We start from the raw sequence: 14,297 nt of genomic DNA on the forward strand, positions 1-14,297 counted from the left end.
GGGCGGATGGTTGATCGCAGCGAGCCTGGCCCTGCGGAGGCGGCTGTCCGGCGGGCCCTGCGCCGGGCCGCCGCCGGCCGGGCGCTCGACGTCGACGAGGCGTCCGCACTGCTGAGTGCCCGGGGCACCGCCCTCACCGAACTACTCGACGTCGCCGGGGCGATCCGGGACGCCGGGCTGCGGGACGCCGGGCGGCCGGGCGTGGTCACGTACTCGAAGAAGGTCTTCGTGCCGCTGACCCGGCTCTGCCGGGACCGCTGCCACTACTGCACCTTCGCCACCGTGCCGCACCGGTTGCCGGCGGCGTTCCTCGACCGCGACGAGGTGCTCGCCATCGCCCGCGCCGGTGCGGCGCAGGGGTGCAAGGAAGCGCTGTTCACCCTCGGTGACCGGCCGGAGGAGCGCTGGCCGGCGGCCCGGCAGTGGCTGGACGAGCGCGGCTACGAGTCCACCCTGGACTATCTGCGCGCCTGCGCGGTGGCGGTGCTGGAGGAGACCGGCCTGCTGCCGCATCTGAACCCGGGCGTGCTCTCCTGGTCGGAGTTGCAGCGACTCAAGCCGGTCGCGCCCAGCATGGGGATGATGCTGGAGACCACTGCGACGCGGCTCTGGTCGGAGCCGGGCGGCCCGCACTTCGGCTCGCCCGACAAGGAACCGGCCGTGCGGTTGCGGGTCCTCGACGACGCCGGCCGGGTCGGTGTCCCGTTCACCACCGGCATCCTGATCGGCATCGGCGAGACGCCCGCCGAACGGGTGGACGCGATCTTCGCCATCCGGCGGGCGCACCGGGAGTACGGCCACTTCCAGGAGGTGATCGTGCAGAACTTCCGCGCCAAGCCGGACACCGCGATGCGCGGGATGCCGGACGCGGAGCTGCACGACCTGGCGGCCACCGTCGCGGTGGCCCGGCTGCTGCTCGGCCCGAAGGCCCGCATCCAGGCACCGCCGAACCTCATCGCCGGTGAGTACGACCTGCTGCTGCGCGCCGGCATCGACGACTGGGGCGGCGTCTCCCCGGTGACCCCGGACCACGTCAACCCGGAACGCCCGTGGCCGCAGCTCGACGAGTTGGCGGAGCGCACCGCCGCCGCCGGATTCGAGCTGCGCGAGCGGCTCACGGTCTACCCGGAGTACGTCCGGGCCGGCGAGCCGTGGCTGGACCCGCGCCTGCTGCCGCACGTCACCGCGTTGGCCGAGCCGTCGACCGGGCTCGCCGTGGCGTCCGCGCGGCCGGTCGGCCGTCCCTGGCAGGAGCCGGACGAGACCTTCGGTGGGCGGACCGACCTGCACGTCGACATCGACCGCACGGGGCGGACCGAGGACCGGCGGGGCGACTTCGACCACGTCTACGGGGACTGGTCGGAGGTGGCGGCCAAGGTCGCCGTACCGTCGTCGGAGGCCGACCCGTCCGGCCGGTCGGCTGCCCTCGGCTCCGGCGACGCCGACCTGCGGGCCGGGTTGCGGCTGGCCGCCGAGAACCCGGCGGCGCTGCTCGAACCCCGGCACGCCGACGCCGCGATGGCGTTGTTCGGCGCGGACGGTCCGGCCCTGGACGAGCTCTGCCGTAGCGCCGACGACCTGCGGCGGGACGCGGTCGGCGAGGACGTCACGTACGTGGTCAACCGCAACATCAACTTCAGCAACGTCTGCTACGTGGGCTGCCGGTTCTGTGCCTTCGCGCAGCGGGAGCGGGACGCCGACGCGTACCGGCTGTCGGTGGAGCAGGTCGCCGACCGGGCGCTCCAAGCGTGGGACGCCGGAGCCGGTGAGGTCTGCATCCAGGGCGGCATCGACCCGAAGCTGCCGGTCACCATCTATGCCGACCTGGTCCGGGCGATCAAGGCGCGGGTGCCCCGCATGCACGTGCACGCCTTCTCCCCGATGGAGATCGTCACCGCCGCCGCCAAGGCCGGGGTGCCGGTGAAGGAGTGGCTGACCGGGCTGCGCGAGGCCGGCCTGGACACCATCCCGGGGACGGCGGCGGAGATCCTCGACGACGAGGTGCGCTGGGTGCTGACCAAGGGCAAGCTGCCGACCGCCGCGTGGGTCGAGGTGGTCAGCACCGCCCACGAGCTGGGCATCCGGTCCAGCTCCACGATGATGTACGGCCACGTGGACCATCCCGGGCAGTGGTTGGCGCACTTCCGGGTGCTGGCCGGGGTGCAGGACCGCACCGGCGGGTTCACCGAGTTCGTGGCGCTGCCGTTCGTGCACACCAACGCCCCGATCTATCTGGCCGGTATCGCGCGACCCGGGCCGACCTGGCGGGAGAACCGGGTGGTGCACGCGATGGCCCGGGTGCTGCTGCACGGCCGGATCGACAACATCCAGTGCTCCTGGGTGAAGCTCGGTGACGAGGGCACGGTGGAGATGCTCCGCAGCGGCTGCAACGACCTGGGCGGCACGTTGATGGAGGAGACCATCTCGCGGATGGCCGGCTCCGGCAACGGTTCGGCGCGGACCGAGGAGCAGTTGCGGGCGATCGCGACGGCGGCCGGTCGTCCGGCGCGTAGGCGTACGACTGCGTACGGTCACATCAGCGCCTAGCGTCGAACCTTCACGCGTCCCCGGCCGTACCTGTCGATGCCGGCGGCGGGATCGGCGAGGACCGCCGCCGGCACCCGAGATTCGGGGGCCTTCGCGGTCCGTGCGGCGACCCCCGTCCGTCCTTGCGGGCGCGTGTGCGCCGCCGCCGGAAAGGTTGGCCATGATCACTGAGAGAAGGCGGACGCGGCAGTGGCCGCGACTGACCCGTCGGCAGACGTTGACGGCTGCGGCCAGTGCCACGCTCGGCGCGGCAGCCCTGGCGGTGCCGGGTCTCTCGGCCGCCGGTGACGACGACAAGGGCAGCGCGGCCGGTGCCGACGAGACGATCGTGGTGCACCTGCGCGACGCCCGCTCCGGCACGATGGACGTCTTCGTCGGCCAGTCCCGCATCGAGGTGCGGGATCGTGGTCTGGCGGACCGGCTGCGCAAGGCCGCCGCCCGACGCTGAGTCCGCCCACCCGACCTCCGCCCGCCACGCCGGGCGTCCCCGACCGCCGCGTCCGTCAGCGGCGCGCAGCGGTCACCCGCCACCGCCGTACCGGCGGTCGCGTCCCCCGGTCCGGCGCGGGCTCTCGGCGCCCGGCCGTCCGTCCAATGCACACTTTCGCCCAGTGAGGTGGGTTCGTCATGTCTTCACACCGCGAGGCGCCGGAGATCGCCAAGGATCCGGTCGCCGATTCGTCGGACCTGTACGCCTTCGTCACGCCGGACCGTCCGGACACGGTGACGCTGATCGCCAACTACGTCCCGTTGCAACTGCCTTCGGGGGGACCGAACTTCTTCGAGTTCGGCGACGACGTGCGCTACGAGATCCACATCGACAACAACGGTGACGGTCAGCCGGACGTCACCTACCGTTTCGAATTCACCACCGAAATCACGAACCCGAACAGTTTTCTCTACAACACCGGGCCGATCGATTCGCTGGACAGCGAGAACTGGAACCGGCGGCAGTTCTACAGCCTGACCCGGATCGCCGGTGGACGGGAACAGCGGCTGGCACGCAAGCTGCCCTGCCCGCCGTGCAACGTCGGCCCGCTCTCCACCCCGAAGTACGGCGATCTGGTCCGCCAGGCCACCTTCTCGCTCTCCACCGGGGAGAAGGTCTTCGCGGGGCAGCGCGCCGACGGCTTCTTCGTCGACCTCGGGGCGATCTTCGACCTCGGTACGCTGCGCCCCTTCCAGCAGTTGCACGTGGCCGGGAAGAAGATCTTCCGCGAGCCCGGCGAGCCGGTCAACGCCACCGACCGGCTGAACGTGCACAGCCTCGCCCTCCAGGTGCCGCTCGGCCGGGTGCGCCGCCAGGCGAACCGCTACCACTGGCAGGAACCCGCCTCGGTGATCGGCGTCTGGACCACGGCGTCCCGCCGTCAGGTGCGGGTGCTCGGCGACAAGGTGGCGGCGGACACGAACACCGGGCCGTTCACCCAGGTGTCCAGGTTGGGCAACCCGCTGTTCAACGAGGTCATCGTGCCGATGGCAGAGAAGGATCTGTGGAACACCCTGCCGCCGTCGGAGGACAAGCGGTTCGCCAAGTTCGTCGAGCGGCCCGAGTTGGCGGCTCTGCTGCCGGTGCTCTACCCCGGCGTCTTCCCCAACCTGGACAAGCTGAACAAGTCCGAGAAGGCGCGGGCGGACCTGGTCGCGATCCTGCTCACCGGCCTCCCCGAGGGTCTGATCGACGGCTTCACCAACGCCACCGGGGACGTGCAGGCCGACATGCTGCGCCTGAACACCGCGATCCCCCCGGCCCGTCGGCCGAACGCCATCGGCGTGCTCGCCGGTGACCTGGCCGGTTTCCCGAACGGTCGGCGGGTCACCGACGACGTGGTGACGATCGCCCTGCGGGCCATCGCGGGCCTGACGGTGCCGCTGGTGGACCGGCGGTTCCAGCCGGACGAGGCAGCCGCTGCGGTGACCCCGGGGCTGAGCGCCGCCGACGTGACCGCACCCTTCCTGCGCAACTTCCCCTTCCTCGGTACGCCCTACGACGGCTTCAACAACCCCGGAGTGTCGGCATGAGCGAGCGGAGCGAGCGAATCATCGGCGCAGTGGTGTGCCGGCGCGGAGCGAGGCGGAGGACGGCATGAGCGAGCGGAGCGAGCGAATCATCGGCGCAGTCGGGTCTCGTGCCGGCGCGGAGCGGAGCGGAGTGTCGGCATGAGCGGGCATGTGCACACATACGGTCCGACGGGGACCGGGACTGTCGTGCTCGACCTGGGCGGGGACACCGGTGCCCTGATCGTGCACACCGGACGCGACCTGCTCGGCCGGGAGATCGAGGTCAGCCGGCCGGAGCGCCAGGGTGAGCCCCGGACCCACTCGGCCGTACGTGAGCGGCAGGTCCTGGACGGCACCTTCCACAGTGCGGTCTACCCGGACCTACCGGCCGGTACCTATACCGTCTGGTGGGACGACGATACGCCCGCCGGGATGGTCCGGGTGGGCGGTGGTGTGGTCACCGAATTCACCTGGCCCACCAGCCCTTCCGGCTCCTCTGACTGACTGATCAGGCTTCCGCGCGACTGCGCCCCGTCCACGATGTGGACGGGGCGCAGTCGTCGTCTACCGGCTCGATGGGCGGTCCCGGCCAAGTCGGGCTAATCTTGCGGGTCAAGATCAACCGATCTTGACGGGTGGCCTCCCAGAGGCCGGCGCGGAGCGGGATCACCCCTGTCTCGGGCCGCGCGCCACGGGAGAAAACTCGGGCAACTCGCCGGAGAGGGCGTTACTCGGTCGGGGTCTGAATCGATAGGGCAGGGCGAGGCCGGGTGCGTGTCGGGAGGGCGACTCCATTATCAAGTTTGGCTTGACGCCGCACGCATTACACGCGTGTAATTTGAATGGGGTTGTTCGCACGAACCGCAGCAAAACGGGACCGGACGGACAAGCACGCCTTTCGCGTGGGGGGTTGCAGCGGCGATGGCGCCGGTGCGCGACAAGGAGGCAATTGATGGACGGCCAGCTCGAGGCGGCCGACCTGCTCGGAAACGCGCCGGAGTGGCAGGAGCGAGCGCTCTGCTCGCAGACCGACCCGGAGGCGTTCTTTCCCGAGAAGGGCGGCTCGACCCGCGAAGCGAAGCGCATCTGCTCGCGGTGCGAGGTCAAGACCGAATGCCTCGAATACGCTCTCGGCCACGACGAGCGGTTCGGGATCTGGGGTGGGCTCTCCGAGCGTGAGCGGCGCAAGCTCAAGCGGCGAGCAGCCTGAGTCGTCGGGAAGGGACGGTCGGGGGACGTCCCGCCCCGGGGGGTGACGACGCGCCGTGGGGGGTCACGGCGGTCGGTCAGGCCAACTCGTCCGGGTCGACGCCGAGCAGGTTCGCCACCTGCTCGATGATCACGTCGTGTACCAGGTCGGCGAGATCCTCCCGGTCCATGGCCCGGAACTCCAGCGGACGGCGGTACAGCACGATGCGGGGTGGCACCTCCTGGCGTCCCGGCCGACCCGGCAGCAGCCGGGCCAACGGCACCTCGCCGTCCTCCAGCACGTCGGTGTCATAGACGTTGAGGTCCGGCGGGACGTCCTCGACGGCGAACTCCACCCCGGCGAGTTCCTTGGCGAAGCGACGCTCCAGCGTCTCGACGGTGTCCAGCACCAGATCGTCGAAGATCTCCGCCTTGGTACGCGCCAACGGCACGGTGGCCGGCACCAGCCGCCCGCGCAGACCGCGTCCGTGCCGGTCGCGGTGCGAGCGCCGGCCGGGGCCGGGGCGGCGGTTCTCCGGACTCGTCATGAGCCAAAGGGTAGCCGCCACCACGCCCCTGCCCGCAGCAGCGCCGCCACCTGGCGTGCCGTGCCCCCGAGCCGAAATGTGATCACCAAGACGGGCGTGTCGTAACGCGAACCGGTGCGCCGGACCCGGTAATGGGGATACCCTGCGCCCGTGAGGTCACCACGGCGCTGCTCCCGTAACGGCTGCCCCCGGCAAGCGGTCGCCACGCTGACCTATGTCTACAACGAGTCGACCGCAGTGGTGGGTCCGCTCGCCGCCTTCGCCGAGCCGCACACGTACGACCTGTGTGAGCCGCACGCCCGCAGCCTGACCGCCCCCCGTGGCTGGGAGGTGGTCCGGCACGAGGGCGAGTTCGAGCCCCCGCCGCCCACCACCGACGACCTGGTCGCGCTCGCCGAGGCGGTCCGCGAAGCCGCCCGCCCGGCACCCCGCCCGCCACAGGACGACCAGACCCAGCAGGCCGCACCCCCCACCACCTCGTCCCGCCGAGGCCACCTCCGCGTAATCCCCCCCACCCACTGACCCACCCACCCCCCCTGGGCTGCGTTGATCAAGAAGTTTGGTCGGGCTGGGCGCCAGGAATCGACGCAAACTTCTTGATCAACGCGTCGAGGCGGGGAGGTGGAGGGGGGAGGCGGGGAGGGGGGAGTGGGAGCGGGGGAGTGGGGGTTAGTGGCCTAGGAGGCGGGTGAAGGTGGCGGCGCGGCGGGATGTCCGGCCGGTACGGGACTCGCGTTCGTCGGCGGAGAGCATCAGGCGCAGGCCGGCGTTGACCGCGAGCCAGCGTAGGGGCTCCGGCTCCCAGCGGGGCGAGCGGTGGTTGACCCAGGGCAGCCGGGTCAGCTCGGTCGGTTCGTTCCGGATCAGGTCGGCCAGCGTACGCCCGGCCAGGTTGCTGGTGCCCACCCCGTCGCCGACGTACCCGCCGGCCCAGCCCAGCCCGTCGGCCCGGTGGTAGCCGACCGAGGCCGCCCAATCCCGGGCCACCCCGAGCGGACCGCCCCAGGTGTGCGTGACCGGCACCTCCGGGCCGAGCACCGGGAAGAGATCCCCGAGCGTACGGCGGAGCGTGGCGAAGACCCGTGGCTCCCGGTCGTAGTCGGCGCGGACCCGAGAGCCGAAGTGGTACGGGGCACCCCGCCCGCCGAAGGCCAGTCGGCCGTCGGCGGTGCGTTGGCCGTAGATGATGACGTGCCGGTGGTCGGAGAAGGTTTCCCGCTCGGCCAACCCGATCTCGGCCCACGTCTCGTCGGACAACGGCTCGGTGGCGATCATCAGTGAGTAGACCGGGGCGAGGGCCCGCCGGTGCCCGGTCAGCCCCGGCGTGTAGCCCTCGGTCGCCCGGATCACCACGGGGGCGCGTACGGTGCCGGCCGGGGTGACCGCCGCGCGGGGCCGGATCTCGGTGACCGGGGTGCGTTCGTGGATCGTCACGCCCCGGCGTTCCACGGCGCGGGCCAGGCCGCGGACCAGTCGCGCCGGGTGCACGGCCGCGCAGTGCGGCGTGTAGGTGGCGGCGCGTACCCCGGTGGCACCGCACCGGGCCACGGCCTCGGCCGGGCCGAGCAGGTCCAGGTCGTCCGGGCCGAAACCGAACGCCCGCGCCTCCGCCACCGCCGCCCGGGCCCGCTGCACCTGCGGCTCGCTGCGGGCCAGCACCACGCTGCCGCCGTACGACCAGTGGCAGTCGATGCCCTCGGCGGCGACCACCCGGCCGACCTCGCGGACCGTGTCGTGCATGGCGTGCTGCATGGCGATCGCGGCGTCCCGGCCGTGTCGCCGGGCCAGCCCGGTCAGCGAGGTCGGCAGCAACGCCGAGCACCAGCCGCCGTTACGCCCGGAGGCACCGAAACCGGCCACCTGGCGTTCCAGGACCACGATCCGCAGGGCCGGCTCGGCCTCGGCGAGGTAGTACGCCGTCCACAGCCCGGTGTACCCCGCGCCCACGATGACCACGTCGGCGACGGTGTCACCGGCCAACGGCGGGCGCGGGGTCAACGGCTCGTCCACGGTGGACAGCCAGTACGACAGGTCCTGGTAGGCCACCACCGCCTCCTAGAGTCGTTTCCATGCCTCGGTGAGTACGCCCCGCAGGATCTGCTCGATCTCGTCGAACTGCTGCTGTCCCGCGATCAGCGGTGGGGCGAGTTGCACCACCGGGTCGCCCCGGTCGTCGGCCCGGCAGTACAGCCCGGCGGAGAACAACGCGCTGGACAGGAAGCCGCGCAACAGCCGCTCCGACTCGGCCTCGTCGAAGGTCTCCCGGGTGTCCTTGTCCTTGACCAGCTCGATGCCGTAGAAGTAGCCGTCGCCCCGGACGTCACCGACGATCGGCAGGTCGTGCAGCTTCTCCAGGGTCGACCGGAAGGCCGCCTCGTTGGCGCGTACGTGCCCGACGAGGTTCTCGCGGGCGAAGACCTCCAGGTTGGCCAGGGCCACCGCGCAGGAGACCGGGTGCCCGCCGAAGGTCACCCCGTGGGCGAACATGCCGGTCTCGGTGAGGAACGGCTCCATCAGCCGGTCGCTGGCGATCATCGCGCCGAGCGGGGCGTACCCCGAGGTGATGCCCTTGGCGGTGGTGATGATGTCGGGCTGGTATCCGTAGCGGGTCGCGCCGAAGTACTCGCCGAGCCGACCCCACGAGCAGATCACCTCGTCGCTGACCAGCAACACGTCGTACGCGTCGCAGATCTCGCGGACCCGCTCGAAGTACCCCGGCGGCGGCGGGAAGCAGCCGCCCGAGTTCTGCACCGGCTCCAGGAAGACCGCCGCGACGGTGTCCGGTCCCTCCCGCTCGATGGCCCGCCCGATCTCGTCGGCGGCCCAGCGGCCGAACGCCACCGGGTCGTCGCCGTGCTCCGGAGCCCGGTAGAAGTTGGTGTTCGGCACCTTGATGCCGCCCGGCACCAGCGGTTCGAAGTCCGTCTTGATGCCCGGCAGCCCGGTGATCGACAGGGCGCCCATGGAGGTGCCGTGATAGGCGATGTACCGGCTGACCACCTTGTGCTTGGTGGGCTTGCCGACCCGCTTGAAGTACGCCCGGGACAGCTTCCAGGCCGCCTCGACCGCCTCCGAACCGCCGGTGGTGAAGAAGACCCGGTTCAGGTCGCCCGGCGCCAACTCCGAGATCCGCTCGGCCAGCTCCACGGCGGTCGGGTGGGCGTACGACCAGAGTGGGAAGTACGCCAGCTCCCCGGCCTGCTTGGCGGCGGCCTCGGCCAGCTCGGTGCGACCGTGGCCCGCGTTGACCACGAAGAGCCCGGCCAGGCCGTCCAGGTAGCGGCGACCCGCCGAGTCCCAGACGTACGCGCCCTCACCGCGCACGATGGTCGGTACCTCACCGGCGGAGTAGCTCGCCATCCGGGTGAAATGCATCCAGAGGTGGTCGGTGGCGTTCGCCATGTCAGCCCCATCGGGTCTCGGGCCGGTCAGGGGTTCACCGGCCGCTCTGCTCACGGTTATCCCACAGCCCGCCGCCGCGAGGCAAGTGCAATCGGTTGACATTACGCCTTGAAGCAACGGATTTAGCGAGCTTATCCGACGTACTGCAACGGAATCCGCATCGCCGCCGCTTCGGCAGGTGGTCGGAGGTCGGTGGTGGTGCCGGAGGAGTGCGGCGGGGCGTGTCCAGGGCATTCGAGGGGCATCTCGATCGCACCTGAGATGCGCGAAACAGTCCCACCCACAACACGCCGCGATCGGGCGGACAGCGCCACCCAGAGTGGCTAGCGTGCGGCGCAACGTGACGCGCGGACGGAGGTCGGCAGATGAACGAGACACTGCGGTTGGCGATGGTGGACAAGGGCGAGACGGCTCAGTCGTTGGCCGGGAAGGTCGGCGTCGACCCGAAGACGGCGGGCCGTTGGGTGGCCGACGGGCGTACCCCGCATCCCGGCACCCGGGCCGCCGTCGCCGCCATCCTCGGCCGCCAGTCGAAGGAACTCTGGCCGGAGCCGTACCGTCGCCGGGACATGCCCTGGTTCCAGGAGTGGGCACAACTGGAGCAGAAGGCCAGCTCGCTCCGGTCGTACCAGCCGCTGCTGGTGCCGGGCCTGCTTCAGACCGAGGCGTACGCCCGGGCGGTGCTGGCGACCGGCGGCCTGGTCGCGCCGGCGCAGGTGGAGGAGATCGTGGCGGCGCGGCTGGCCCGGCAGCGGGTGCTGGAGCGCGAGGTGCCGCTGCAACTGGTGGCGGTGGTCGACGAGGTCGTGCTGCGGCGGCGGGTGGGCGGCGACCGGGCGGTGATGGCCGGGCAACTGCTCCACCTGGCCGAGTTGGGCGAGCGGGAGCACGTGCAGGTCCGGGTGATCCCGGCGGAGAACCCGTGGCACACCGGCCTGGCCGGGCCGTTCGTGCTGGCCCGGATGCCGGACGGCTACGAGGCGGCCTATCTGGACAATCAACTGCGCGGTCAGGTGGTGACCGAGCGTGCCGACCTTGCTAGCCTGGGCGCGAGATGGGAGAGCGTCACCGGTGAGGCGTTGCCACGTCGCCGGTCCATCGAGCTGATCCGGGAGGTAGCGGCGACATGGAGCTGACCGGTGCCCGTTGGCGCACCGCCACCCGCAGCAGCAACAACGGCGGCGATTGCGTCGAGGTGGCCGACAATCTGCCCGGCCGGATCCTGGTGCGCGACAGCAAGGACCGGGCCGGCGGCACCCTGACCTTCACCCCCGACGCCTGGCGCGCGTTCGTCTCCACGCCCCCGCGCTGACCTCCCGCACCGCCCCTTCCCCGCACCGTCCCTTCCCCGCACCGTCCCTTCCCCGCGCCATCCCTTCCGCACGCGCCGATCATGGAGTTGTGGCAGCGACAAACCAGGGCGATCGGCGCATTTCCACGACCACAACTCCATGATCGGCGGGGCGCGGGGCGCGGGGGACGGGGCGGGCGGGGCGCGGGGCGGGCGGCGGGCGCGGCGGGCGGTGGGACGGCGTGGGGGCGCCGTCAGGCGGTGCCCCAGCTATAGGTCTGTTTGCGGAGTTTGAGGTAGACGAACGCCTCGGTGGAGAGCACACCGGAGACGGCGCGCAGCCGTTGCAGGATCTCCAGCAGGTGCTCGTCGTTGCGGCAGACCACCTCGGCCAGCAGGTCGAAGGAGCCGGCGGTGATCACCACGTAGTCGACCTCGTCCAACTCGGCGAGCCGGTCCGCCACGCTCTCCAGGTCGCCGTCGGTGCGCAGCCCGATCATGGCCTGCCGGGGGAAGCCGAGCTGGAGCGGATCGGTCACCGCGACGATCTGCATCACCCCGGCGTCGAGCAGCCGTTGTACGCGTTGACGTACCGCTGCCTCGGAGAGCCCGACCGCCTTGCCGATGGTCGCGTACGGACGGCGGCCGTCCTCCTGGAGCTGTTCGATGATCTGCTTGGCCACGTCGTCGAGCAGGACGTGGCTGGCGCCCTCCCGCACGCTGACCCGGCGTCCGCCGGTGCCGTTGTCCTGCTGCCGGTTCGTCATCGAGCGCTCCCCATGTCCATCACGGCGCTGAGCCTAGTGCCACCGCGCAGTCTGGCGTAATTCGTCGTCCACGGCTATTGCGGCTACGGAATCCCTTGTGAGCGAGGTTTCCTCATGTCAGGATCAGTCGTCCATCGCCATTGACCCTCCCGTCGGCGCGCCCACCCCCGTCCCGCCGCCGACGATGACCTGTAGGAGTCGTCACATGCGAAACGCTTACCGGCCCCTCACTCGGCGTGGTCTGCTCACCGGCACCCTCGGCTCGGCCGCGCTGCTCGCGGCGGGTGGCACCCTCGCCGGTTGCGGCACCCCCGGCGCGCAGCAGACCGAGGCCGGTTGTGTCAGCGAGGACCTGTCCGGCACGGAGAAGACTCTCGCCTTCTCCAACTGGCCGCAATATATGGACGTCGATGACGATGACGCGTCGAAGCGTCCCAGTCTCGACAAGTTCGTCACCGACACCGGCATCCAGGTGACCTACACCGAGGACGTCAACGACAACAACGAGTTCTTCGGCAAGGTGCAGAACCAGCTCGCCGCCTGTCAGGGCACCGGGCGGGACGTCATGGTGCTCACCGACTGGATGGCCGCCCGGATGATCCGGCTCGGCTGGATCCAGCGGCTCGAGAAGTCGAAGCTGCCCAACGTCGAGGCGAACCTGCTGCCGTCGCTGCGGAACCGTCCCTTCGACGTGGACAACCACCTCGCCGTGCCGTGGCAGTCGGGCCTGGCCGGGCTGGCGTACAACGGGCGGGTCACCCGGGAGATCCGGACCGTCGACGAGTTGCTCACCCGCGCCGACCTCAAGGGCAAGGTGACCGCGCTGACCGAGATGCGCGACACCATGGGGTTGCTGCTGATGTCCAACGGTCACAACCCGGCCGACTTCACCGCCAACCAGTTCGACGACGCCCTCAACAAGCTCAAGAAGGCGGTCGACTCCGGGCAGATCCGCCGGTTCACCGGCAACGACTACGCCCCCGACCTCGCCAAGGGCGACATCGCGGCGTGCATCGGGTGGTCCGGCGACATCATCCAGCTCGGCTTCGACGACGACCAGATCAAGTTCGTGGTGCCCGACTCCGGTGTGACGCTCTGGTCGGACAACATGCTGGTGCCGAACAAGGCCACCCACAAGGGCAACGCCGAGGCGCTGATCAACCACTACTACGACCCGGCCATCGCCGCCCAGCTCGCCGCGTACGTCAACTACATCTGTCCGGTGCAGGGCGCGCAGGAGGAGATGGAGAAGATCGACCCGGAGTTGGCCGCCAACCCGCTGATCTTCCCGGACGAGGCGATCCTCTCCAAGGCCCGCGTCTTCATGGCTCTGGACGAGCAGCAGGAGCGCGAGTACGAGACCAAGTTCCAGCAGGTTATCGGAGCGTGACGATGGCGCGGGACACCCCGGCCGGCGACCTGAGGCTGGCCAACCTCACCAAGACGTTCGGCCCGTTCACCGCCGTCGACGACCTGAGCCTGACCGTTCCGCAGGGCTCGTTCTTCGCCCTGCTCGGCGCGTCCGGCTGCGGCAAGACCACCACCCTGCGGATGATCGCCGGGCTGGAGGAGCCGACCAGCGGTCAGGTGCTGCTCGGCGACCGGGACATCGCCCGGCTGCGCCCGTACAAGCGACCGGTCAACACCGTCTTCCAGAGCTACGCCCTCTTCCCGCACCTGGACATCTTCGAGAACGTCGCCTTCGGCCTGCGGCGGCGCGGCATCCGTTCGGTCGACGGGCAGGTCCGCGAGATGCTGTCGCTGGTGCAGCTCGACGGGTACGAACGGCGTCGCCCGGCCCAGCTCTCCGGCGGGCAGCAGCAGCGGGTCGCGCTGGCCCGGGCCCTGATCAACCACCCGCAGGTGCTGCTGCTGGACGAGCCGCTCGGTGCGCTCGACCTCAAGCTGCGCCGGCAGATGCAGATCGAGCTCAAGCGCATCCAGACCGAGGTCGGCATCACCTTCGTGCACGTCACCCACGACCAGGAGGAGGCCATGACGATGGCCGACACGGTCGCGGTGATGAACGCCGGGCGGATCGAGCAACTCGGCCCACCCGCCGAGATCTACGAGTTCCCGGCCACCGCGTTCGTGGCCAACTTCCTCGGCCAGTCCAACCTGATCGCTGGCGAGGTCTCCGGTGCCGACGGCGACGACCTCCTGGTCACCGCGCACGGCGCGCGGTTCTCCGTGCCGTCGGCGCGGGCCCGCACCGACCAGGGTCCGGTCTTTCTGGGCGTACGCCCGGAGAAGCTGCACCTGGTCGGTGCCGCCGTGCAGGTGCCCGCCGGCAACCAGCACCTCGAAGGCACCGTCACCGACGCCTCCTACGTCGGGGTGAGCACGCAGTACCTGCTGCGCACCGGCTGGGGCACCGAGCTGAGCGTCTTCGTCGCCAACAGCGGGGCGCAACAGCGTTTCGCCGTCGGCGAGCGGGCCGTGGCGTACTGGGATCCGCAGCACGCCTTCCTGCTCGGTCGCCGCGCCGACGAGGAGGACCGCACCACTCCGGTCCTGGACGAGCCGGTCGGTGCGTCCTCATGAGCCAGCGAA

The 14,297-nt window shown here is 70.8% G+C and carries 14 protein-coding genes; 10 read left to right on the forward strand and 4 right to left on the reverse strand.

Translation table 11 applies throughout. The annotated features are described in order from the left end of the window. Nucleotides 1–6 precede the first annotated feature (6 nt). From ACQVFL_RS04700 to ACQVFL_RS04720, 5 genes are all read left to right on the forward strand, one after another. Nucleotides 7–2,547, forward strand: a complete 2,541-nt coding sequence (locus ACQVFL_RS04700) for a bifunctional FO biosynthesis protein CofGH (RefSeq protein ID WP_431728762.1) — start codon at nt 7–9, stop codon at nt 2,545–2,547. A 160-nt stretch (nt 2,548–2,707) separates the two neighbouring features. Beyond that, nucleotides 2,708–2,995: a hypothetical protein gene (locus tag ACQVFL_RS04705; RefSeq protein WP_396695901.1), complete on the forward strand. Its 288-nt coding sequence runs from the start codon at nt 2,708–2,710 to the stop codon at nt 2,993–2,995. A 179-nt stretch (nt 2,996–3,174) separates the two neighbouring features. Further along, entirely contained in the window at nt 3,175–4,569 is a 1,395-nt protein-coding gene (locus ACQVFL_RS04710; RefSeq protein ID WP_431728763.1) for a DUF4331 domain-containing protein, read from the forward strand. Nucleotides 4,570–4,707: 138 nt separating this feature from the next. Continuing rightward, nucleotides 4,708–5,052 carry a phospholipase gene (locus ACQVFL_RS04715; protein ID WP_431728764.1) on the forward strand — a complete coding sequence of 115 codons (345 nt, stop codon included), beginning with the start codon at nt 4,708–4,710 and terminating at the stop codon, nt 5,050–5,052. A gap of 448 nt (nt 5,053–5,500) precedes the next feature. Continuing rightward, entirely contained in the window at nt 5,501–5,758 is a 258-nt protein-coding gene (locus ACQVFL_RS04720) for a WhiB family transcriptional regulator (protein ID WP_013731688.1), read from the forward strand. A gap of 76 nt (nt 5,759–5,834) precedes the next feature. Here the strand turns inward: ACQVFL_RS04720 and ACQVFL_RS04725 are convergent, their stop codons facing one another. Then, nucleotides 5,835–6,284, reverse strand: coding sequence for a metallopeptidase family protein (locus ACQVFL_RS04725; protein ID WP_396695908.1), 450 nt, complete (start codon nt 6,282–6,284; stop codon nt 5,835–5,837). A gap of 150 nt (nt 6,285–6,434) precedes the next feature. Here ACQVFL_RS04725 and ACQVFL_RS04730 point away from each other — a divergent pair, with 150 nt between their 5' ends. Beyond that, a complete protein-coding gene (locus ACQVFL_RS04730) occupies nt 6,435–6,806 on the forward strand; it encodes a DUF3499 domain-containing protein (protein ID WP_176092711.1) in 372 nt (123 codons plus the stop codon). A 147-nt stretch (nt 6,807–6,953) separates the two neighbouring features. Here ACQVFL_RS04730 and ACQVFL_RS04735 read toward each other — a convergent pair whose 3' ends face one another. Together ACQVFL_RS04735 and ACQVFL_RS04740 are read right to left on the reverse strand one after the other, a co-directional pair. Then, nucleotides 6,954–8,330, reverse strand: a complete 1,377-nt coding sequence (locus ACQVFL_RS04735; RefSeq protein WP_396695910.1) for an NAD(P)/FAD-dependent oxidoreductase — start codon at nt 8,328–8,330, stop codon at nt 6,954–6,956. Nucleotides 8,331–8,339: 9 nt separating this feature from the next. Continuing rightward, a complete protein-coding gene (locus ACQVFL_RS04740) occupies nt 8,340–9,686 on the reverse strand; it encodes an aspartate aminotransferase family protein (RefSeq protein ID WP_396695911.1) in 1,347 nt (448 codons plus the stop codon). A 365-nt stretch (nt 9,687–10,051) separates the two neighbouring features. Between ACQVFL_RS04740 and ACQVFL_RS04745 the strand changes: the two genes are divergently transcribed. Both ACQVFL_RS04745 and ACQVFL_RS04750 read left to right on the forward strand, forming a co-directional pair. After that, nucleotides 10,052–10,822: a DUF5753 domain-containing protein gene (locus tag ACQVFL_RS04745; protein WP_431728765.1), complete on the forward strand. Its 771-nt coding sequence runs from the start codon at nt 10,052–10,054 to the stop codon at nt 10,820–10,822. After that, nucleotides 10,813–10,998 (forward strand): DUF397 domain-containing protein, encoded by a 186-nt coding sequence (locus ACQVFL_RS04750; RefSeq protein ID WP_431728766.1) that lies wholly within the window; start codon nt 10,813–10,815, stop codon nt 10,996–10,998. The genes ACQVFL_RS04745 and ACQVFL_RS04750 overlap by 10 nt, the downstream gene beginning before the upstream one ends. Nucleotides 10,999–11,231: 233 nt before the next feature. Here ACQVFL_RS04750 and ACQVFL_RS04755 read toward each other — a convergent pair whose 3' ends face one another. Continuing rightward, nucleotides 11,232–11,744 carry an Lrp/AsnC family transcriptional regulator gene (locus tag ACQVFL_RS04755; RefSeq protein ID WP_396695917.1) on the reverse strand — a complete coding sequence of 171 codons (513 nt, stop codon included), beginning with the start codon at nt 11,742–11,744 and terminating at the stop codon, nt 11,232–11,234. A 205-nt stretch (nt 11,745–11,949) separates the two neighbouring features. Here ACQVFL_RS04755 and ACQVFL_RS04760 point away from each other — a divergent pair, with 205 nt between their 5' ends. Both ACQVFL_RS04760 and ACQVFL_RS04765 read left to right on the forward strand, forming a co-directional pair. After that, a complete protein-coding gene (locus ACQVFL_RS04760; protein ID WP_396695919.1) occupies nt 11,950–13,134 on the forward strand; it encodes a polyamine ABC transporter substrate-binding protein in 1,185 nt (394 codons plus the stop codon). Nucleotides 13,135–13,136: 2 nt separating this feature from the next. Further along, nucleotides 13,137–14,288, forward strand: a complete 1,152-nt coding sequence (locus ACQVFL_RS04765) for an ABC transporter ATP-binding protein (protein ID WP_396696252.1) — start codon at nt 13,137–13,139, stop codon at nt 14,286–14,288. Nucleotides 14,289–14,297: the final 9 nt, after the last annotated feature.

It is taken from the genome of Verrucosispora sp. TAA-831, assembly GCF_050780145.1.
In the GTDB taxonomy this organism is placed as follows: domain Bacteria; phylum Actinomycetota; class Actinomycetes; order Mycobacteriales; family Micromonosporaceae; genus Micromonospora.

What these genes read in the sequence shown, in the direction of transcription:
- ACQVFL_RS04700 (WP_431728762.1), top strand. Translation starts at nt 7, where the DNA reads ATGGTTGATCGCAGCGAGCCTGGCCCTGCGGAGGCGGCTGTCCGGCGG.
- ACQVFL_RS04705 (WP_396695901.1), top strand. Translation starts at nt 2,708, where the DNA reads ATGATCACTGAGAGAAGGCGGACGCGGCAGTGGCCGCGACTGACCCGT.
- ACQVFL_RS04710 (WP_431728763.1), top strand. Translation starts at nt 3,175, where the DNA reads ATGTCTTCACACCGCGAGGCGCCGGAGATCGCCAAGGATCCGGTCGCC.
- ACQVFL_RS04715 (WP_431728764.1), top strand. Translation starts at nt 4,708, where the DNA reads ATGAGCGGGCATGTGCACACATACGGTCCGACGGGGACCGGGACTGTC.
- ACQVFL_RS04720 (WP_013731688.1), top strand. Translation starts at nt 5,501, where the DNA reads ATGGACGGCCAGCTCGAGGCGGCCGACCTGCTCGGAAACGCGCCGGAG.
- ACQVFL_RS04725 (WP_396695908.1), bottom strand. Translation starts at nt 6,284, where the DNA reads ATGACGAGTCCGGAGAACCGCCGCCCCGGCCCCGGCCGGCGCTCGCAC.
- ACQVFL_RS04740 (WP_396695911.1), bottom strand. Translation starts at nt 9,686, where the DNA reads ATGGCGAACGCCACCGACCACCTCTGGATGCATTTCACCCGGATGGCG.
- ACQVFL_RS04745 (WP_431728765.1), top strand. Translation starts at nt 10,052, where the DNA reads ATGAACGAGACACTGCGGTTGGCGATGGTGGACAAGGGCGAGACGGCT.
- ACQVFL_RS04750 (WP_431728766.1), top strand. Translation starts at nt 10,813, where the DNA reads ATGGAGCTGACCGGTGCCCGTTGGCGCACCGCCACCCGCAGCAGCAAC.
- ACQVFL_RS04755 (WP_396695917.1), bottom strand. Translation starts at nt 11,744, where the DNA reads ATGACGAACCGGCAGCAGGACAACGGCACCGGCGGACGCCGGGTCAGC.
- ACQVFL_RS04760 (WP_396695919.1), top strand. Translation starts at nt 11,950, where the DNA reads ATGCGAAACGCTTACCGGCCCCTCACTCGGCGTGGTCTGCTCACCGGC.
- ACQVFL_RS04765 (WP_396696252.1), top strand. Translation starts at nt 13,137, where the DNA reads ATGGCGCGGGACACCCCGGCCGGCGACCTGAGGCTGGCCAACCTCACC.